The 20,733-nt window shown below is 37.8% G+C and carries 23 protein-coding genes; 7 read left to right on the top strand and 16 right to left on the bottom strand.

What is annotated here, in order from left to right; translation table 11 throughout:
* Positions 1-11: 11 nt before the first annotated feature.
* The 14 genes from AC23P2_RS29875 to AC23P2_RS29810 are packed head-to-tail and all read right to left on the bottom strand — an operon-like array spanning position 12 to position 11,091.
* Positions 12-533 carry an RNA-dependent RNA polymerase family protein gene (locus AC23P2_RS29875; protein ID WP_487776586.1) on the bottom strand — a complete coding sequence of 174 codons (522 nt, stop codon included), beginning with the start codon at positions 531-533 and terminating at the stop codon, positions 12-14.
* On the bottom strand, positions 490-1,203 hold the full coding sequence (locus AC23P2_RS29870; protein WP_487776585.1) for a CRISPR-associated endonuclease Cas6: 714 nt from the start codon (positions 1,201-1,203) through the stop codon (positions 490-492). Before AC23P2_RS29870 ends, AC23P2_RS29875 begins: the two co-directional genes overlap by 44 nt.
* A gap of 2 nt (positions 1,204-1,205) precedes the next feature.
* Positions 1,206-2,045: a type III-B CRISPR module RAMP protein Cmr6 gene (gene cmr6 / locus AC23P2_RS29865; protein WP_487776584.1), complete on the bottom strand. Its 840-nt coding sequence runs from the start codon at positions 2,043-2,045 to the stop codon at positions 1,206-1,208.
* Positions 2,026-2,406, bottom strand: coding sequence for a hypothetical protein (locus tag AC23P2_RS29860; RefSeq protein ID WP_487776583.1), 381 nt, complete (start codon positions 2,404-2,406; stop codon positions 2,026-2,028). The genes cmr6 and AC23P2_RS29860 overlap by 20 nt, the downstream gene beginning before the upstream one ends.
* A 6-nt stretch (positions 2,407-2,412) precedes the next feature.
* On the bottom strand, positions 2,413-3,195 hold the full coding sequence (gene cmr4, locus AC23P2_RS29855) for a type III-B CRISPR module RAMP protein Cmr4 (protein WP_487776582.1): 783 nt from the start codon (positions 3,193-3,195) through the stop codon (positions 2,413-2,415).
* Positions 3,196-3,199: 4 nt separating this feature from the next.
* Positions 3,200-4,192, bottom strand: coding sequence for a type III-B CRISPR module-associated Cmr3 family protein (locus AC23P2_RS29850; protein WP_487776581.1), 993 nt, complete (start codon positions 4,190-4,192; stop codon positions 3,200-3,202).
* Positions 4,193-4,196: 4 nt separating this feature from the next.
* Entirely contained in the window at positions 4,197-5,870 is a 1,674-nt protein-coding gene (cas10, locus tag AC23P2_RS29845; RefSeq protein ID WP_487776580.1) for a type III-B CRISPR-associated protein Cas10/Cmr2, read from the bottom strand.
* A gap of 8 nt (positions 5,871-5,878) precedes the next feature.
* The gene (locus tag AC23P2_RS29840; protein ID WP_487776588.1) at positions 5,879-6,652 is read right to left on the bottom strand and encodes a hypothetical protein; all 774 of its coding nucleotides are present in this window, start codon (positions 6,650-6,652) and stop codon (positions 5,879-5,881) included.
* Positions 6,653-6,711: 59 nt separating this feature from the next.
* A complete protein-coding gene (locus AC23P2_RS29835; RefSeq protein ID WP_487776587.1) occupies positions 6,712-7,227 on the bottom strand; it encodes a transposase in 516 nt (171 codons plus the stop codon).
* A gap of 23 nt (positions 7,228-7,250) precedes the next feature.
* Entirely contained in the window at positions 7,251-7,733 is a 483-nt protein-coding gene (locus AC23P2_RS29830; protein ID WP_487758543.1) for a helix-turn-helix domain-containing protein, read from the bottom strand.
* Entirely contained in the window at positions 7,730-8,341 is a 612-nt protein-coding gene (locus AC23P2_RS29825; RefSeq protein ID WP_487776579.1) for a hypothetical protein, read from the bottom strand. The genes AC23P2_RS29830 and AC23P2_RS29825 overlap by 4 nt, the downstream gene beginning before the upstream one ends.
* A 5-nt stretch (positions 8,342-8,346) precedes the next feature.
* The gene (locus AC23P2_RS29820; protein WP_487776578.1) at positions 8,347-8,718 is read right to left on the bottom strand and encodes a hypothetical protein; all 372 of its coding nucleotides are present in this window, start codon (positions 8,716-8,718) and stop codon (positions 8,347-8,349) included.
* Positions 8,715-10,298: a CorA family divalent cation transporter gene (locus AC23P2_RS29815; RefSeq protein WP_487776577.1), complete on the bottom strand. Its 1,584-nt coding sequence runs from the start codon at positions 10,296-10,298 to the stop codon at positions 8,715-8,717. The genes AC23P2_RS29820 and AC23P2_RS29815 overlap by 4 nt, the downstream gene beginning before the upstream one ends.
* Complete coding sequence (locus tag AC23P2_RS29810; protein ID WP_487776576.1) at positions 10,276-11,091, bottom strand: hypothetical protein; 816 nt, start codon at positions 11,089-11,091, stop codon at positions 10,276-10,278. Before AC23P2_RS29810 ends, AC23P2_RS29815 begins: the two co-directional genes overlap by 23 nt.
* A 137-nt stretch (positions 11,092-11,228) precedes the next feature.
* Here AC23P2_RS29810 and AC23P2_RS29805 point away from each other — a divergent pair, with 137 nt between their 5' ends.
* The 6 genes from AC23P2_RS29805 (at position 11,229) to AC23P2_RS29780 (ending at position 18,651) form a co-directional block, all read left to right on the top strand.
* Complete coding sequence (locus AC23P2_RS29805; RefSeq protein WP_487776575.1) at positions 11,229-11,780, top strand: hypothetical protein; 552 nt, start codon at positions 11,229-11,231, stop codon at positions 11,778-11,780.
* Positions 11,781-11,948: 168 nt separating this feature from the next.
* Positions 11,949-12,902: a hypothetical protein gene (locus tag AC23P2_RS29800; RefSeq protein ID WP_487776574.1), complete on the top strand. Its 954-nt coding sequence runs from the start codon at positions 11,949-11,951 to the stop codon at positions 12,900-12,902.
* 98 nt (positions 12,903-13,000) lie between these two features.
* A complete protein-coding gene (locus AC23P2_RS29795) occupies positions 13,001-14,092 on the top strand; it encodes a hypothetical protein (RefSeq protein ID WP_487776573.1) in 1,092 nt (363 codons plus the stop codon).
* Positions 14,093-14,153: 61 nt separating this feature from the next.
* Positions 14,154-14,753 (top strand): hypothetical protein, encoded by a 600-nt coding sequence (locus AC23P2_RS29790; RefSeq protein WP_487776572.1) that lies wholly within the window; start codon positions 14,154-14,156, stop codon positions 14,751-14,753.
* Positions 14,754-14,941: 188 nt separating this feature from the next.
* Positions 14,942-15,859, top strand: a complete 918-nt coding sequence (locus AC23P2_RS29785) for a hypothetical protein (RefSeq protein ID WP_487776571.1) — start codon at positions 14,942-14,944, stop codon at positions 15,857-15,859.
* A gap of 11 nt (positions 15,860-15,870) precedes the next feature.
* On the top strand, positions 15,871-18,651 hold the full coding sequence (locus AC23P2_RS29780; RefSeq protein ID WP_487776570.1) for a CHAT domain-containing protein: 2,781 nt from the start codon (positions 15,871-15,873) through the stop codon (positions 18,649-18,651).
* Here AC23P2_RS29780 and AC23P2_RS29775 read toward each other — a convergent pair.
* Together AC23P2_RS29775 and AC23P2_RS29770 are read right to left on the bottom strand one after the other, a co-directional pair.
* Positions 18,648-19,322, bottom strand: a complete 675-nt coding sequence (locus tag AC23P2_RS29775) for a hypothetical protein (RefSeq protein WP_487776569.1) — start codon at positions 19,320-19,322, stop codon at positions 18,648-18,650. The genes AC23P2_RS29780 and AC23P2_RS29775 overlap by 4 nt on opposite strands.
* A gap of 12 nt (positions 19,323-19,334) precedes the next feature.
* On the bottom strand, positions 19,335-19,931 hold the full coding sequence (locus tag AC23P2_RS29770) for an RNA polymerase sigma factor (protein WP_487776568.1): 597 nt from the start codon (positions 19,929-19,931) through the stop codon (positions 19,335-19,337).
* A 144-nt stretch (positions 19,932-20,075) separates the two neighbouring features.
* Here AC23P2_RS29770 and AC23P2_RS29765 point away from each other — a divergent pair, with 144 nt between their 5' ends.
* Positions 20,076-20,438 (top strand): LytTR family transcriptional regulator DNA-binding domain-containing protein, encoded by a 363-nt coding sequence (locus AC23P2_RS29765; RefSeq protein ID WP_487776567.1) that lies wholly within the window; start codon positions 20,076-20,078, stop codon positions 20,436-20,438.
* Positions 20,439-20,733: the final 295 nt, after the last annotated feature.

The following is a 20,733-nucleotide window of genomic DNA, read 5'->3' as shown; positions in this document are numbered from 1 at the left end:
GCAACACTTCTCTAAGTTATCCACAGCTGCGCAAATTGCATCGGAATACCCTGCTCAATTACTATCGGAATACTCACCGTAGGCTCGTCGAACGAGAAATAATCCGAAAGCATTAAATTGGCTACATTGTGGGTGCTCACTGAGTGAAAAAAGTCCACGTAATCCACATTCAATAGCCAAGGTTTACCGATGTGTTTTTGAGCATTGGTAAGGATATTACGCGGGTCGGGGTCGTCGTCGGGGTTAATCAAAAATCCGTAGGCTGCGTGGGTTTTGTAGCAAAAGTAGCTGCATTGCAGCGCGTCGTTGAGGCGTTGAAGTGTTTTTTTGAGGTTTTTTTGAGGGTCTTCAATAATTCTGTGCCCCCCGTTTTTTTTCGGAATTGTAAAACACCGATACGCTGGAAACTCCGCCATAAGGGTAAGTTGATGCGGAGATATTCCCAAAAACTGCCCCACTTCGGCGGTTGAGGTAAGCTTGCTGAAAATTTCAGCGAGCCTCCTGACCTTTTTTGTTTTGTTGAGTTGGCTCATTGTATGGGCGTTTGGGAGTGGGCAAACTGTGTAAAATACCATAGCCTTTGGAGCTAAACTTCCCGATGCCTAACTGATGCAAGGGTAAACGCACCGTAGCGTTAAACTTTACATCAAAAGCCAAATGCTGCACCTCCCCTTTATCGGTCGGAATACTGAAATGCCCCAATTCATCGAGGTGTTCAATACATACCTTCACCACGGGCAAGGGAGCTATTTCGAGCGTTTTGAGTAGGCCTATCAACTGACCAGTAAGCACACGTTCCAACAACTGCAAATGCTCAATGAGCGAACGAGTTTGTTGCCATTCTTTATAATTGACTGGACTAAGCGCCAACCATCGGTAAAGCGAATACTGTACACGACCTGCCTCTGTGACCTGGGCTTGGTCCAAATCCAAGTGAGCCTTGCCAAGTTCGGCTTGAAGCAAAGGTAAAATACGGAGCAATACACTCGCACCCTCTCCTATGGCAACCAATGCCCCCAAACCATCAATGGCGCGATATTGTACCAACGGGTAGCGGTGATACTCCCCCCTTTCAGGGGTATGATTGTGCAGGAGTGGCTCTTGCCATCCTACCACATCATTAACCACCCGCCGCCATTGGGGTATGTCGTGGGTTTGAACATATTGATTTTCAAAAACGACAGTCAGTAGCGAAGCAGACATAGCTATTTAGGAGGTTTAAGTCGGCCATAGCCAACGTTTGTTTTGGCACCAATGCCGAGGTCGAGGAGGATTTGTTGGAAAAGAGCGAGTTTTTGGGCGGCGGTTGAGATAAGTCCGTCTTTTAATTCAAACGAAAATCTAAAGGTTACGTTAGGAAGTATTTTCAAAAATCGCAAGGGCGTTGGATTTTTGAGCGGGGCGGGGCGGCGAGTTTCAGTATCCACGTGGGGCGTGATGTAGTCGTCGCCAAAAATTAAACCTTGTGTATTAGGCTTTACAATCTCAGCATCCAAAAAAATATCATGCTGACTCATTGGTAGGTATTTGCCTTCTACTTTTCCCTCAAAAATTTCTAATTCTAAGGCATCTACATCAAAGTCATCGGCTACCTTTAGTATTGTTCGGATATACTTTCGCTTTTCGCTTTTTATCTCCTGCGACACATTTTTATGAACGTGTGCACCTTTTTCATTCGGGAAGACCGACCGCAAAGTACCTTTGAGACTGCTACCAGGAATGATGGGCAGTCCTGTAGTATAATCAAACGAAAATCCGATTTTAAAATCACCACTCACGCCCTTTACACCATGACCGTAACCCGTACCAAGTGTAAGTCCAGGGTATCGGGTAGTAAGATCAAATTGGTTTGTGGGATCAATAGGAATCTCGTTTTCTTCAAACTCCGTATCGAAAAAGGGAGCATGCTTTGGGTCAAAAAAACCATTAAAATACTTCTCTTTGGCCTTATCACTCTGATAATTTTGTTTGAAATCGTAGTCAAAACCTTTATAGTAATCTTTCCCAAACAAATAGCCGAAGTTCTTATTTGTTTTCATCATCATTTATTTTAAAAGTTCTGGCCATGATTTTAAGAGCTACTGATGCATCTATTACCTGTTCTTTGAGCAGACGTTGCGCGGTGAGTGTTCCTTTGGCGGTTGCTTTTGCTTGGTCAAAAAGATTGTCCTTTTCTATTACTTTACCCAAGGCTTTGACAATTTCGGGGTGATTGTTCTCATAAACGGCTAACGCCGGTAACAGATCCAAGTTGATAACTACCGCACCAAATCCCGCAATGGCACTCACTTTCGATTTTTCAATTATGGCCTTATCTTTAACAAGTTGGTGCTTTTTACCCTTTATCTCGTATTCTTGGAGGAGTGCAGCTTCTGCCTTGTCCATCAGATTGGTTATCTTTCTCATGTGTTTTTAAAGTTTAGAAATTTGACACCGTCCATAACCTACCGTGGCATTACCCCCTATTTGTACAAGTTTATTTCCTATATCGAAAGTGTGACTACTGGTCATATTTTCAGCCAAGAAATAAAAGACTGTCTTTCTTGGAATGATTTGTTCGTACCAAAGGTTGGTGCTTTGGCCATTGTCTAAGCAGTTGCGAGCCAGCACTGGCAAGGCATAGTCGGAGCATTGGTACTGCATATCATCATTTGAGAGTAATACGATATCGTTACCTAACAGTGCTTTGAACTTGGGTATATTTACTACATCATTCCCGACATTGGCAAAATCTTCAATTTTTAGGTTCTGTATTGGCTGACCGATAATTTTTGGTAATGCTGACACCCTTTTGATTAACTCAACTTCGGCAGTGAGAGCTGTAATTATAGGATTTGAAAGGCCATAATCTTTCGTTACTACATCCAGAAACTTTTGCAAAAGTGCTGGACAGGTAGCCATGAAATAAGCACGTTGGTTGCTCCTAACAGGCAGAGCCAATAAATGTGCATCTGAGAAAATATATCCCCCCTTTTTTTCAGTGCCTCCAAAAATGGCTTCGGTTTCAGGAGCATTTTTTTTAAGGACTTCTTCATAATGTTCCCGAAAAGCCCCTTTGAGGCTGCTGGCAAACACACAAGGGTATTGGTCGGTTACATCACGTTGCACGAGATTATCAATAACCCCGTAATTAGAACTACCTGCACCTGCGTGGAGGTTTGATTGTGGTATGAGAGTGAAAAGTTGGACAGACATGATTTTATGAGATTTTGAAATGATTGTACCCTACCTGCCGAAAGGCAGTGGGGCTTTGTAATAAATTGATAACTTTGTCAACATCTCTTGGATATATGACTGTACCCCGCGCCAATAAGTTAAACTGTTGATTTGTCCGTCGTTTTTCGGTAAAGTAGTTATTGTTTTTAACAGGAGTCATATAACGAAAGGGAACGCTAACTCCCAAAATAAAATCACATTGGGCTTGCAGCTCAGCGTAGTTTGGGATGTAGGCATCGCTTATCAACACCAACTTTTTAACTCCCGAGGGGGTTTGATTTTCGTTAAAGGGAGAAGCCTCTATTTTTGCTGAAAAGCTAAAAGTCGATTGGTCAATGCCCAGTACTACTGATGGCACTTTATCAAATGCCTGTGGTTGTTTGAAAGAAGCATAAAATCCAAAACTAAAATCAACAGGCTTGTTGTTTAAACGTTTTTTCAAGCAGTAAGCCTTTTGCTTGAAAAAACCTTCAATCTGTGATTTGCCCTGTCGGTCTTTCTTATTTCCCACGGTTTCGATTTCAGTAAAGAAATCTTCAACTGAGCAAACATCAGTTCCATTGGTCCATTGATTTTTGAGAAATCCATTTTTAGGATTAAAATTCTCTATTTTTTTATCAACAGGAGCTTTTAATTCAACAACTTCTTTAGATTTTGGGTCTTGTTGAAAATTCATTCCCAATGGCAACCACTTTTTCTGAGTGAGCGTATCTATCAAAAAAATAGGAGATAGTTCCAAAATTCCACCCCAATTTTGTGCCTCAGCATCGTGTTCAAATCCGTTGCCTATGGCTGCCTTGGGATCTTGCCTGAGTAGGGTATAGCGCAACATACCCAACAAGGCAGTTTGCTGAGGGAAATACAACGATTCGGCACTATAAACGGCCTCGCCCGTGGCGGTAAACGCACGGTCACCCCCAAAAAAGAAGCGACCACGCGGACGGAGCTGGATGAAGTAAGTTGTTTGATTAGTCATAAAGTTAGTCTTTTAGTTCTTCGTAACCACGCAAAAATTTGGCAAAACGTACAGCCGAAAACACTTCTCGCATGGCCAGTATAGTACCTTCTTTCATACGGTTTTGTCGAGTATTTTTGTTTCGATGGTACGACTTGTTGAAAGATAGGCGCAAAAATTCACGGAGAACCATTAGGTACTCGTCTTTGGCTTTGCGCTTAGTTGGGATTATTTCTTCTTCAAAAACATTGACAAAAACATTCAGTAAACGGCTTTCACTGTCGGCTAGCTTCTCAATAAGTTCTTGATTGTCTCGGAGTTTAAAATTGACCCCATTCAGAAAAGATTGGTCAGATGTCATGGTGTTGTATAGTTCCCCAAAAGCCATTTGCAGTGCGTCATCTTCTTTCAGTTTGAGCTCAAAATCAAATGTACTACCACTATTTTTGAGGAAACTAATGGCTAATTTCCCGCCTTTTTCACCATTACTATTGTTACTTGCATCTTTTGTCAGTGTCAACAGTTTGCCTGCCTTTTCTATAGCCTCCGATAGTGGGAATTTGTAGTAAGTTATGGATAGCCCAAACGACAAGGAAACCTTGTCTCCACCATTGGTACTCCAATTCGTTTCAAACTTATCCTCGAAAGATTTTTTGATTTGTTTCAGTAAGGAAAAGATATTTTGGGAAGCAGTTGTAGAATAACTATTGCAGATAGGCGCAAAAAATAATAAATCATCACCACCTACGTAGATAGGTACGCCTCCATACTTACGAATGGTGTCTTTTACTTCGAGGCCCCATTCGAGCAAACCTTTTGATAGATTTCCTATTTGCGCAATTTTGTCGTTCGCCGTAAATCCAGTGATAAGTTTGCCGATACCATCACCGTCAGCTTTGACAACGCATACGTATTTGTGGTAGGTCTTGAAATCGTCTTTAAAATCTTTTTGTAATGCTTTGACAAAATCACCGTCTGAGTCAACGTCTTCATCGTCTTTCCATAAATATTGGTTCACCAATTTTATGTATTTACTTTTAACGGCATCATCTTTTTTCCAAAGTTCACGGGTAGAAATTTCCACCAGAGATTCAAAACGTTCAGTATTGTTTACATCTTTTTCTTGATAATGTTCTTTTAAAAAACCGTTTTTATTGACGGCTTTCATGAACAACTTCAAGACATTGGCTTGGAGTGTACTTCCATTTTTGTTTTCAAGTTTTAAATCAAAACTGCTGACAATTCGGGGTTGCAGCTCGGCACTTTCCAAATAAGCAGCGGCTATTTTTATAGGGTTTTCGGATTCTTTAACTTCACAAAAACACCAGTCTATACGAAGGTAGTTTTTCAAAAACCCTTGTGTATCGCCCATCAAGTTCGCTAACTCATCAATGATTTTACTTTTTATCTCTGTTTCAAAATCCTTTCCTTTTAAAATTTCAGCATTGACAATGATGCGGTCAGGAAAAAGCCCAACGCCCATCTTTTGATTTTTTTCAAAAAGTCGTTCGTCTGAAATATTAGGTTGGACAAAATGATGCGCATTGGCAGCTGTATCACCATTCTCGCATAGTTTTTCTATGATACGCTTGGCAATGTAGGAAAACAGATAACTGGCACCCCATACTTCGCGCGTGTGTCGCACACTTCGAAAGGTCTCGTAAATAGGGCCGAGGGTGATGGCGAGGTATTGGTTCATGGGTTTGTTCATTTGTTGTAATTGCTCCTAATTTCATTGATAATCTTTTGAATAGTTACCCATTTAGGATGCTCTACTTCTTTTCGCTTGTCTCTATCATATTGCATCTTGAAGCGGTTTTCTATATGATTTGATAAATCGAAAGCATATATGCCGCCTTTTTTTTGAAAAAGAAATAAAAAAAAGTCAGTAAGATTGGCTACCTCTGATTTGGGTATCTGTAAATATACTGTTGTGCCTGTATTATTCTTTATTTCAAACCATTGCTCTCTCATTTCAGAAGGCATGGGCTTGATGAAAATAAATACTTGGCATCTGTTTTTTTGCTCATCAAAAATTGGTTTAAAAGTAATAGGAGAGGCATAGCGTTCTATTTTGTCATCATGGCTTTTCCATGCATCATCTTCTTTTCGTACATGTCTCTTTGTTAACTTGTCATTATATTCTGCAATCCATTCTTCTTCAATAGCAAGTCCGAGCATATCTTTCATCAAGTATTTGAAATTTGATTGAAAGAAAAGTGGAAATTCTTTATTAAAATCTTGGTCGCTAATTTGACGATTCAAGGATCTGGCAATATTTTTCCGTCTGTCTTTTTGTTGTTGTAATTGATTCTGAAAAATAATATTCTTTATAGTTTTCTTTTCCCATTGTATTCTCTTTGACTTAGCATAAGCAAACATTAGAGATTTGAAATAAAATGTTGTATTAAATTGTTGGGTATTTCTGTCTTTGTAACCATCGTTAAACCCTGACCGAAGTGCCTTCCATAATAAGTGAATATGCTCAAAAACGTGTTTAATTTTTTCTTCATTAGAAATGTAATACTAATTAAATATTATTATGTCGTATTTTTCAGATAAGGGAAACAGGTTATTGAAGTAATCTTTCCCTCCTCATAACAAAGCTCTTTTACAACTTTTTGAATACACTTTTGGGCAAATTCCAGCGTTTCAAAAACTTTGTTTTTCAGGCTCTTACGTATTTCCTTGAACAGGCGCTCTACAGGATTAAGTTCTGGACAAGCAGCGGGTAGTTTTTCAAACACAATCCTTTGTTTATCAAAGAGTTCTTCTTTATGAGCAGTTGCCCCGTCGGCAATAAAAAGGGCTTTTTGTGACAAGCCTTTTTCGGTTAATTCTTGCTGAATTTTAGCCACAAACCATGCAAAGCATTTGCTGTTAAGTCTGGGTAAAAAAGCCCCAAATCCTTCGCCTGTAAATGGACAAATCGTTAGATATAAATAGGTGTTTTCATAGCCTATCTTCACAGGAGCAATAGGCCTGTGGCCTATCGGAGCCCATTTACGACTCAATTCTGTGCGTGTACCCGCCCTAAGTTCATCATGGAAAAATATGAGCTCATCAGCATAGCTTTGCCTTAGATCTTTGAATTTTTTTTAAATTCTTCTATGGCCCCAGCTTGCTGACGAACATTGACTGGGCGGCCCGTTTTTAGTTTGATTTTTAGGCGTTTACATAAGTCGCTTACTCCACCAATAGTATAACTTACGCCCAAATTGTTTTTTAAATAGGCTTGTATGTCGGCTAATGTTTCGGCTTGGTCATCTAGTAAAAATTGACGAAGTTGGGTTAGCTGAACACTACTTAACTTACCCCAATATCCCCAAGATGGCTTTTTTTGCAAGCCTGCAAGTCCTTCTTGCTGGTAAATGCGCCAAAGCCGTTGGGACTGACGTTCACATAAACCAATCAATTGACCAGCACCAGATTGTGTTTTTGCTTCGCCGCTTTTCAACAAGCGAATAAAACGCACTCGATCTCTAATCAAAGACAAGGAGCTCTTGCGCTCTTGTTCTAACAGGTAATCTATACTTTCGTGTATCTTTGAGTCGTAATTCATAAGGCAAATATACGCCTTTCCATTTCTGAATTAGTATAATTTGACAGATCAATCGAAAACCAATATTTTGATGTAGAGTTTTTGAAAATAGATTCTTTTTCATGTATGTAAAAAGACCCAAAGCCTTTGGTTTGACGATTTCCGAAATTATTTCTAAAAATAAAGTCAGAGAATGTTTCTTTAATTTGGTTCAAGAGCTTGGTATGAAAGCTGAATATCTCTACAATAAACTCTCCAGTATTTTGGGGATTACTATATAAGATAAACTTTTTATAGTTTTTATCTTGAGGTTGCAAGCCCATATTGGCTAAAACAAGAGAAATAGCTCCCCTATCTCTATTACCTGCATTATATAATTCGATTCCAATATTTTCTTTACGAGAATCTTTGTGTGGATAGATGAATAACTTATAATCCAAAGATTCCTTAGAAGCATCACTGCCTATTAACCAATTGTAGTCAAATTGATTATTCTTTTTTAGTTTATCAATCAAAAACCTATCCAACTTAGGCTTTACCTCGGTAGCCCTTAGAGTTGCTCCATCTTGGGTATGTTGAAAATGTATCAGTGGAGTATGCTGGCGGAGGGTGAATTCAAGCTTGTACATGTCGATTATTGGTTTTTAGTCCATTCAATAAATTCCTTAAAACTTTCGAAGTTATCCTTTTTGTAATCCTTTACTAAAGTCAACAATTCTTTAGTTTTTGGATAATGTTGTTTGTTTTGGAGTTCTTCTATTTGCCTTTCTAACTGTTTTATGTGCTGTTTTCTATCAAATTCTCCTTGTTTTAAGGCTCTTTCAGCTTCCCATTTTGCCCATAAAAGCTGACAAGCTAAGGTGGTAATAAAGCATACAGATAAGATGAGGAGGGAATAAACTGTTTCTTCAAATCTGTGACAACAGAAAGAAAAGAGTAGAACAATAAATATACTTAGCGCACAAAGGCCAATTAAGATGTTTTTGAATAAAGGCTCTGTTTTCATTTTTTTGGCTTAAATAGGTAAAGAATAAAATTTGAAAAAATAAGGGTCATAAGTATGAGACCAATTCCCATCCAAATGTTAATTTTAAAATCCTCTCCGTTCTCCATAATTGCATTCATTCCTAATATCCCCGCTACTAATGAAGGAGGAAGGAAAATACCTGCTATCCAAGTCAGGCGGTTTTGTTGTTGGGCTTCGGCGTAGGTATTAAGTTCGCTGATTTCCTTATCAAGGTCATTTACCTCATCTCTAATACGCATCTGGATTTGCAGTTTATCATATAGTTCAATACCTTGTTCCTGAGAAGTTATTTCTCGAAAAAATATCCGATTTACAAACCGAATATAAAGCAGGTAGAGTTGCGATATGGCCTTTGTTTCAGTATTAAACAGCGTCGTTTTACCATTGAGTCGTTGCGAAATCCGTGCTACTTCTCCCGAAAAATTGATAAGATAAACTCGTTGAACCAAACTTAGTAGTACGAGTTGGAAATATTGGTGCGAAATGTGTTTACGAACAATGACCTGATTATACCAAGCAGGTGATGCTACAACCACAAAGGAATAGCGGCTTACTCCAAAAAGATGCCCTTCTAACCGATTTTTATTTCGGTAGGCTAACCAACGGTCATAGGTGGCTTTCTGTATGTGATCACGCATCATTTCAGGGCTATAGCAGCTTGGACTACTACCATCCACAAAAATGAATTGATACCAATCACTATTTGCTGAATATCCGAATTCGTCATTTTTAGTTTTTGTAGTAGAATTAAATAAAGGACGTTTTGCTAATTTTTCAATAAACTCTTGATTGTAGTAAATACAAACTGTAAACATTCGGTCGTCAATGATGGGGCTAACCACAATCTCTCCCTTATCTAAACCAGGGTGCATTGTTTTAAAGCCTTCCCCCATAAAAGCGGAAAGATGTTTGGGTAAGACAAAGGGTTGATTTTGGAGATGAGCAAGAGAGTTGTAATGAGAAAAATCTTCAGTAACATGTTTGCCCAACCACGTATTTACGCCGCTTAGGCTGATTTGATTAGCTAAAAAACTTCCTTTGGGAGCATCGGTGGGAGGAATGTAGCCGCCCAAGTATTGTGGATAAATACGCCTTCCAAAATCGTTGATTAGAAAAATATCTTCTTTATTTTCGTAAGTAGTGTTTTTGAGAAACAGAGATATGACACCCACGCCATTTTCGTAAAGATTGAGTAAAACATCTTCAATTTCGAGCGAGAAAGATTTTGCCTTAGTACTAAACTCATAACAAGCATTTAACGACAGCCCTTTATAGCGATATTGCTTTAAATTAACTCCTTCATAGGCTTCGTTGAGGTTTAGTACGTCGCGGGTATGGTCATAGAAATACGCAAATTCACCATAATTATGAAAACCATCAGAATCAATTTGAGGGCGATAGGTGAACCTCTCCCAGAAATCTTCATTCACTTTTTGGGAAAGTTCAACAAGGTTCGCCCGTTTGGTAAGTGGGGCTTCTTGGTGTTTACTTCCCTGATAGATTTCCCACTTAAATGGAAACAAAAAAATGTGGTAACTATGAATCGAAGCGTGCGACATGGTCGATAATTTTAGAAATTAAAAAATTTAGTTCAGATTCTGAAAAGGCGCCAACCACTGTTCCAAAATACCCATTGTCACCTCCACCGTGGTAAATTTTTTGAGCTTCTATTAAATCTTTAAAGCTAAAAGCAAGATTTTTGACCCCTTGCCCGTAATAGTTTAGTACTTTCGAGTTATAAATAAGTACTTTTTTTTTACTAATTCTATCAATTAGAGGCGAAAATTTGTCCAACGACGTTTTTAATGTGATGAAATCGTGATTTAAATAATGAACGTTGTTGAGTTCTTCAATAGCTATCAACTCCATTTCTGGAGTTACCCCCTGTGTTTTTCTATCCAAATGCCGAATGGTGCTGATTTCCTCCTCAGTGGCTCCCAAGGCTCTCATCGCAGGAATGTAGCCTTTATCATTAGCCGCTATAAGTTGTTGATACCTTGTCAGCGGTATTTGGAGCATTGTTGCAATTTGCTCTATCGACGATGGTAAATTAACTTTATCATTGTGGTGATCGATTTCAATATAGTACTTGGGTAAAAGGGAAGGATTTCTTACTGCAAGTTCTACTCCTACAAAATGGTGTAGTGGATGGGCTAATATGACATCACTATAGTTATCTACACTTGCACCCCAACTAAGATTTTTATCTGAAAATAGGAAATTATTCTCTTCAAGTAAATTTCTAATCTCAATCATTTCAAGGTCATACCCTCCTAATAAAAAGTGTAACATATTGATTTTTATGCTTTTTGATAAAAAATATTGAACTATACAAGTGACCGTTAAAGGCATAATGATACATAAAAATCAAAAAAAATTGAAGCCTAGGTTACAAATCAATGAACATCAGGTATAATTCCTCAAAATGGTAAGAGTTACCCGTTTGGAAGTTAATCAATGTTTTATTTATTTAATTTACCTGTTATCTTATGAAGAAATACGCTGCATTTGTTGTTTTCTGTTTCGCTCTTGCTCCTGTCTATGCTCAAATCTCAGTGATAGGAGCGACTATTTCAAGTGCTAACACCTCTTACAATGTAGGAACCCCCTCAAACTCCCAAGTTTTTAATAGTGATGCGGGGAGTACTATTTACATTGATGTTCCTTGGGCATTGTCTTCACCTGTCCCATTTACTCAGCATCGAATCTACCGAGTCAATAGCACTTGGAAACTTGATAAGGTTTTTATTGGGGCAAATGGACCAACTATTACCCCTCTTTATACAAAAGCAGGGACGGACTTGACACCACCCTGCGATTGGGGAAATGGGCTTCTTCTAACGGGGACGTGTATAGGTCAGTCGTCACAACCAACACAAGCCACAACCATCACCTCAAATTTTATGATCATTCCACAACTCTCCTCAAGTGCTATCTCTTCTTTGAACTCTCCTCCAAAAGGAGCCTTGATTTTTGATACAACCAATAACTGTCTAAGGCTTTATAACGGAACAGAGTGGAAATGTCTAGTGGCTCAATAGAGTCATAAAGTTTTAATCAAAAAGTATTATCCAAAGTTGTGTACTCCTTCAAAAATCAAGGGGCTAGCTACCACTTTGTTCAAGCAGGACCTCATTGGCGGCATAAAGACCATGGGAGCGGATACCGAAAAGCTTGTAGAGTAGGTAAAAACGGAAATAAGTAGAATTATGTTAGTATCAAATTTTAAATTGCTGATTAAGAGAATTGCCCCAAGAGTTCTATCCAACCCTAATTTTATTGATACAAATGCTATTGCTCGTAGAGCTATTCAGGGTTATTTTTTAACCATCTCTAATCAAACGAATCGACGGGTATACTTAAAGATAAGAGTTGTTTTTAGTACCGATGACCCATCAGATTCTACAATTACTACCCGTAATCCAGGCTACTTAGTAGCCAATAGAGAACTCAATCCAATAACTGGAATACTTGCTCCAAATCCTATCATGGGCAATAATTACTTGTATGCTTATGATATTGCGGGCGGTCAAGCTACTGGTGCAATTCAAGCTGGTCTGCTCAATGGGCCAATTGAAATCCGGAGCGAAATCAACAATTTTATCGTAGCCAAGGCAGGGTTTATTACAGTAAAACTAGAAAGAAACCAAACAGGCTCTTTTCAATTGCTTCCGAATGTACTTGATGATACCATAAGAGAAAACGCCAACCTTGAAATAAGAGGATACATTGAAATTTTCCAATCGTGTGTATCAGAACCTCAGTTAAGTGCTGGAAGTGGGGTAACGGGAAGTAGCACAAAGTTGGCAGGAAATTACCTCACTACAAATGCCAATGTGTTATTAACTGCCGAGCAACGAGGAACCATTTTACCAAATGATTTTACGCCTTTTTTTGATCCTGCTATTAATCAGATGGGTGATTTAGATAATTACAGTTACGCGATTCCGTTGGCCAACCCTAGTGGACTATACAACTTGCCACCAATCATGGAAAGTATGCAATATGGTAGAGTAGTGAACCCTGGTACTGGTATTAATGATGATTTCATGACTGCCTATCAAACAGCCGATGAAAAGCAAAAGGTACGAATGGTGTTGGCCGTCAATGAATTTTTGAAGGCTAATAAGATTCCTATTGCCCCATTAAAATTTACGAAGTGAGGAAATGTAATACGCCCCCATTGGCGGTTTAAAGATTGTGGGAGCCGATACCGAAAAGCTTATAGAGTAGGTGTTTTTATAAACTTAATTTTACACAAATGAATAAGATAAAGTTCGTGTTGACCAAACTTATGTTTTGTTTGGTGAGCGTAGTTTCAATTGCTCAAACGCAATTAACCATTAATTCAGCGCCAATTATTGGAGCTACTCAACCTGTCATCTTCAATAATAACAGCAACCCACGTGTTATTGCAGAGTTTTCATGGCAACGAAATATTTATAACAATGATTTTCTTCGAATATCTAATGCACGAGGGACAAATGGGCTACCCCAAGGCTTTACTCCCATGATTCATGGAAATTCTGGGACTGGTGCAGGACTCGCTTTATTGGCAAACATACCTACAGGAAGAGATAATGGTAATGTTCCAATTATGACTTTTACATCAAGGGTTGGGTTTATTCAGCAGGGCTACCAAGGGGCAGCGATTGGAGCTGGCTCTGTAAATAGACCTACATTTCAGTGGGTCAATGGAGTGTCTCCACAAATGACGATGTTACCTGATGGGCGCCTAGGAGTTGGAACAACAACACCTGGAGCTAGGTACCATATATGGACTAACAAAGTCACTTTAGCAAATCAACGAATTTCTACAGAAGATATGACTCTTGAACTTGGGGTCACTGCAAACAGTGGAGAATATTCTGTTCAAAAAGGAGATGCTATGATTTGGGTAAACCAAACATCAAATATACCCAATCTACGAGGTAATTTGTATATAAACACAGGTAGCACTTCTAATATTAATACCCCAAATAGTCGTAACATAATTTTAGGACCACTTAATAGAAATACGCTGGTAATTAGTGATGCAGGGCGAGTAGGAATAGGATTAGATAACTATGGCACAATAACAAATGTGACTCGCCCAGAACGCTTATTGCACGTCAATAGCCGTAATGTGGCTGATATTCGATTTCAAAATCTGCCTCAAAGAAACTGTGGCTTTTTACTGATGGTGGATGAAAACGGGGATGTCTTTCGAACTCGCGTTCAAGGTGACCCCTGCATCGAAGTATGCGCTACTACTAATACGAGACCTGCGTTTGGTGAACGGTATGAAGAATTAGTAAAGCAGGTCGAAATCTTGAAAAAAGAGGTTGAAAACCTGAAGTCAAAAATAAAATAATCCAAAGCAGAATCCCGAAACGGCTTGATAGGAAGTAGGGTGTTGTTAAATTTTTACTGCTATGCCATCAACTGAATTACCGAATCTTTCCAAAAGCATTATTGGAGAGTTTTTACAAAAAATCGAAAAACTACCCATTGAAATTATTGATGGGTTACTCAAAGCTGCCAAAGATGAAGATGTCAAACTGAGTATTGAAACTTTTGCTCCAGCATTTAAAGCGCAATTTAAAGAGTTAGCTACTTTCATAAACGATTCTTATGCAGTTGCAAGTAAGCAAAGAATCGTTGAAACAGAACGATTCTTGAAGATTTCATCGGGTATCTTACTTCTTGATAATGCCAAGGCTGTGGTAGCGAACCCAACTTCAATAATCACTCGAATGAGCATCGCCGATTTAGTGATAGAAATCAAAAAAATCATCAGAAAAATTTTGGAATTAATCTTTGGTAGCCTTCCAGGCTGGGTTGATGATATAATAAATATTATTGACGAAATTTTGCACATTTTGATTGGACTTGGAATTATTGGCGGAGAAGGTTTACAACTCCGAAATGCGCTATCAAGAAAAGAACAAAACTTTTTAGCTGAACTAACTCAACTCTCGATGCTTCACAGAGCAACTAAAGCCATCCGAAACGATGAATCTGATGAGGAATAGTTGTAAAAGCCTCTCCTCTCTATGATGAGAGGCTTTTTACTTACCCCAAAAATGTCGACTGTTTAATGTTACTGAGTGATGCCTTTTGAGGAGCATTGGAATATCTCCAAAAGCGGAATTAAAAAAATAACCAAGAATTGGTTACATAACTTCTACCCTAACGTATAAGTAAAAAACAAACCAATCGAATGAAAACATTATTGGCAATTATCGCACTTTTTGTAACAGGCTTCTTATCGGTTCAGCCAAACCAACAACCCTCAATCAAATATGTTAATGTAAAAATTGATGCTAAATCAACGACAGATTGGCTTCAAAAGCCCATCAAAAGCTTGAAATTAGCACAAGCCAATTCTGGCAATGCTTTTTATGTTGTAGAAGGTAATAAAATAAAGTTGTATATAACGAAGGAATTGCCTAAACCTTTCAATGTGACCGAGTTTATGGCTGCTGTAGAGGCAGCACAAGGCCAAACTAACAGTAAAATAAAGGAGGATATGTTTTTTAATCTCAACAATCTTACTTCATATGGTGTGATAAACATCGACTTATGGGGACATAACCGTAAGGTAGTAGCTATCAATGGGAAGCAAGTAGCTATGATTACCGCAGACCTCATTTATGTAGCACCAAATATCAGTAAGAATTACTTTTATACCATATTGGAAGGACATTACAAAGCAAGCGAACCAATGCTCCGTAAAGCGTATTTAGTACACTTGGACTACAATAAAGTTCCTACTGTTTTCCAAAGTCGTGTGTGGACTGAAGGAGCATCGTCGGTCATAAAAGTGGGAATGGGTAAGCCTGATTATCAGCAGATTAAAGTTGGTAAAAAAACAGCCCCAATCGGAGGATACCCAGTTATAGGGTTCATAGACTTGACTGCAACAGCCAAAGCAAAACCAAAACGCAATCAAATTTATTATATCAAGTATGAGTTTAAAGGCATAGGTACCAAATTTGCTTTGCCCATTCAAATTTTTATACCCAATTCAAATAAAGATTTCTCTGGCCAAACCATGCTTGGATGCCCTGTTTGTCCAGTTAATATTGGCTACACACCAGACCCCTCCTCAGCAGATGATAAAGGCGAGGGGAATTAAATAACATAGACGTGCAAACAAAATACATACTATTAATGATTGTTTTGTTGTGCTATGACTTAGAGGTTATAGCACAACAAAACGTTGCGGTTAATTATAAGCGTAAAGCGGATTCTAGTTTTTTAAAAGGGAATATCAAAGATGCAGAGAAATGGTATCACCAAGTAGTTGAAATACGGCGTCAACAGAAAAATTTTGCAGAATTTGCCTTTGCTATCACCGACTTAGCTGCCCTAGAATTGACCAAGGGTAATACTTTAAAAGCAGTACAATTAGGCCGTAGTGCTTTGAGTTTACTTCCAAAATTTCAAAATGATACGATTGAGTTTCGTATTGTGAGTTATTTATCCATTTTTTATGATGGGCTTTACAAACGTGATTCAGCTGATTATTTTGCTGATAAAGCAGATGCACTTATTGAAAAAAGTAAACTGGTTCAAACCCGCGATGAAGCTCTCTATCATTTTCTTGATCGAGGTCTTCGAGCTTTACATGAGAACGATTTTAAACTGGCAGATACTTATTTTCAAAAAACACTCTCCATATCTTCCCGTGTCTCAACTTTTGATGTAGGGGTATTGTTCAATAACATGGCATTGAGTTTATTTTATCAAAAAAAATATGATACTTCGTTAAAATACTACCAACTGGCTCTATCTAGCCGTATTAATAGCAATGCGGAACGGATATGGCTCAATTTAGCAGAGTGTTATCTGGCCTTACAAAATTTTCAAGCAGCTTTCAAAACTATTAATGTCTCCTGGAAAAAGTACAAACTAAACCAAGTTGGGGGTAAAGTTTCTGCAAATCAACTATTTGAGCAACGTTACTGGCGTGCTTTGGGTATATATTATAAAGCAATTTCACAATTGCCAAAGGCGCTTCATTGTTTTCACTTATCGTTGAATATAAGCAAAAAAAACAACCCGAAAGGCATAGAAACTGCCGATATCTTGGGGCAAATGGCTCAATTATACACTATACAAAACCAATCAAAAAAAGCATTAGCATTTTATCAAAAATCCCTAGAGGCAGGCCATCGACACTCTATAAGTGACGATTTTTATCAAAACCCAGATTTGAATAATATTTTAATTGAGCGTGAATTTTTTCTATCTCTTCTAGGTAAGGTCAGTGCTTTCAGCCAACTGCACAACCAAACACACCAAGAAAAAGATTTAAAAGCAGCTTTGGACACCTATCAGTTAGCTATACAGTTAGCCGATAGAATGAGACTTAGTTATCAATCTCCAGAAGCGAAATTATTCTTTACTGAAAATAGCTACTCAGTTTATGAACAAGCTATACGGGTTGCTCACGAAATGTATAAACGTACGCATAAACCTCTCTACCAAAATCTTATCTATGATTTTTATGAAAAAAGCCGAGCTGCGATCCTCTCAGATATTACTCGAGAAGCCGATATCAAGCCTAAAACAATTCCTGCTAAGTTACTAGCCAAGGAGAAAAGATTATTTCAACAGATAGCAAGTTTAAAAGTCATAATTCAGCAAATTGACAGCCTCAATACAAAAAAGTACAAAGCACAGCTGCTAGATAAAGAACTTGAATTAGAACTACTTACCGAACGATTTGAGAGAGAATTTCCCGCCTATTTTCAGCTTAAATACGCTACACAGTCATTTAACAAAAATTACATTAGACAGAAACTTCTTAGTAATGACGCAGCCTTAGTTGAATACTTTTTGACACCTACTCAACTTTATATATTGGTTTTAACACGTGAACATTCACAGGTAGTAGTTCAGGGGGTTGATAGTAGTTTCCGAAAATCAGTTTTGCAATTTAGAACATTGTTAAGCCAAAATCCAGGAAGCAAAATGTATGAAGGTGAACAATCTTCTGCAAACCTTTACACTAATCTGATTACACCTATTATACCATTGATTTCAAGCAAAAAGCGGTTAATTATTGTGCGTGATACAGAGTTGAATTATTTGCCGTTTGAAGTATTAGCTGCTAAACCTGATGATTATTTACTAAAAAAGTATGCAATCAGTTACGCTTATTCGGTGAGTCTTTTATTGGATACCCTTAAAACAAAGTCTTATCCTTCGAGATTATCAATTGCCCCTTTTACGGGTAGTGCACCCAACAATGGTGCTTTTAGGGATAACCCCCTTGTACCACTTCCTGCCTCTGAAAGGGAGGTAAAACAGATTGGTGGTGATGTTTATCTTGCTAAAGATGCTACTAAAAAACACTTCTTGGAGCAATATCGAAATCACGGTATCATTCATTTTGCCACACATGCGCTGACCAATGATAATGACCCTATGCGCTCATTCATAGCTTTTTATCCTGATAGCAATGAGTACCGTCTTTTTACCAATGAATTGTATGATTTGAATTTGAGCCATACTCAGCTGGTTGTTTTGAGTGCTTGCGAGACGGGAGCAGGGAAGTTACACAGAGGAGAAGGCGTTATGTCCCTTGCGAGGGCATTTGCGTATGCAGGTACCCGTTCGGTAGTTACGACTCTTTGGAACGCCAATGACGACGTAACAGCTTACATTTCAACGAAGTTACACGTTTATCTTAATCAGGGTCTTACAATCGATCAGGCATTACAAAGTGCTAAGCTGGACTTTTTGAGTTCTCATCTTGCTCGAAGATATGACCACCCCTATTACTGGTCAAATTTAATACTCATAGGAAGAACGAATCCTATTGAAAGCTCAGTAAAGAACCATTGGAAATGGTTTGTAGTATTGTTTATTTTGATAGGACTTGCAAGTGGGTATTATTTGTGGAGAAAACAAAAAAATTAAAACAACAATTTCCACTTTACTTTCCATTTATCAATTGTTGGTATGTTAAATTGGAATTTAGGGTTGGATTCAATTTGTTCTAATAAATCTTTTGCTTGTTGGTTTTTACCTGTTTTTTGTAGAGCTACGACTTCATACCATGTAGCCACATCACGGTAATAAGGGTGTATATTGGGAATCTCTTCGATTTGGTCAAAAACCAAGGTAGCTTCAAGAGATTTTCCGTGTTGTACTAACGAGACTGCTTTATTAAGTTTCTCTAATACGGGGTCATTCATCACATGATTATTACTTCGTTCTGAAAAAGCCATAGGTTCATAAGTTACATCGCTAAATGACAAATAACCCATAACAATTGCGATAGATGCTACAGAAGTTATAGCACTTAGTTGTCTTGTGAATAACCACCTATTTCTTAGTGGTATAACTTTTACCGCAATCGTTGTTTCTTCGTTGGCCCATTCTGCAAATTTAGCTACTTGAATTTGTTGAATTTTTTCCCTTAGTAACTGCCGTTCTGTGACTTGAGCCAGAAGTTTTAATTTTGTGACATCTTCTTGTAGAATGCTATCAGACGCAATTCTTTCTTCAAACGCTCTTTTCTGTTCTTCCGTAAGTTGACTCAGAAGGTAGCTACTTATCAGTTGAATTTCTGCTTCAGTTCGTTTCATTGTTTTTGTAAATTATCGGGACATCAACTGAGATGTCACTTTTTCAAGGCAGTCGCTTTTTGCGTTCCTAACACTCTGTTCGCTTTTGAGTTTTCCTTCTGATATGAGTATGTCTGACATTTCTTTACCACTCATTCCTTCCACTAACCACAGTGTAAAAATTTGTTTACAGTGTTTCCCTGCTTTGTCAAAAATGGCCAAGTACCTATCCCACCTCTCTTTTTCAGCTAGTAAAATACTAATATCTGGTTCGTCCTCATAAATTTCTTTTGCAAATTTATCGTCTCGTTCTTCACGGTTAGACTCCTGACTTAGAAATTTATGCCATAAATTTTTACAAATCGTAGTTAGGTATGCCGAAAGTGATGCACTTGATTGGGTAACATAACGTCCCTCAATAATATTATGCACTAAAGCTTCTACCGATTCCCAAATAATATCCTCAGGCTGTTTAACATAGTCTTTGGTATTTGAGCGATTTGACAGGAATTTTATTAGAAAACTCCGATTTTGTGTATAAATAGCTTCAATCGCTTTGTCTCGTTCTCTTCCTCCAGCTAAAATTCCATCGACAATATCACCATCTGAAAGCCCTCGCTTAAAACTCATACTCATATTATACTTCTAGTGGGGTAGTTTATCATGTATAAGGCGAAAATATTTAAAATATTGCATTACTGCATAAAAAATATAGAACATACATTACAAAAAGATGGATTGCTGGTATAAGTCTGTAATTAAACATCTCAAAATATGCAAACATCATTACGCCCTTGTTCAGAATCCGCTATTTACTTAAACCGAAATAAAACTGTGATTCCATTTGATAAAATCTTAAGAGTAGAGGGTCGAGGGAATTATACAGCGTTTATTCTCAAAAATAATATTCAGGTACTAGCTTCAAAAACTTTATCATTCTATGAGCCAAAGCTGCCTTCTCATTTTTTGAAGATACGAAAAGGGCGTATTATCAACTGTAGTTATATTTTATTACCCAAGTATAAAAGAATAAATGAAATACGAATGATTGATGGAGTGGTGTTGGAGGTTGCGCGCCGTTATAGACTATTGGTTAAAAAATATTTGGTAAAATGGTATAGTAGTATATATTCTTAAATACTGGTAATATACTGCGCCCCTGAAAGTGGACCATTTTGTTGAATAACGAAATTACTAGATCATTCTATTTTCCGCTTTGTTTATAGTACTTTTATTCTCTTTAATACTTGTTCTGGTGTTCGATAATTTAACCCCTGATGAAATTGACGAGAAGCAAAAAGAAGATTAAGTTTCGTTTAATAAAGGGAGAAATATAATTTTTAAATTGAGAAAGTTCTAATTTATAACGGCTTTGTTGCATGAATATCTTTATGTACTTGAAAATCAGATATTTATAAAAATAATACCATTT

This window comes from Runella sp. R0.1_18 (assembly GCF_057652155.1).
This window is presented reverse-complemented; position numbering and strand designations above follow the sequence as displayed.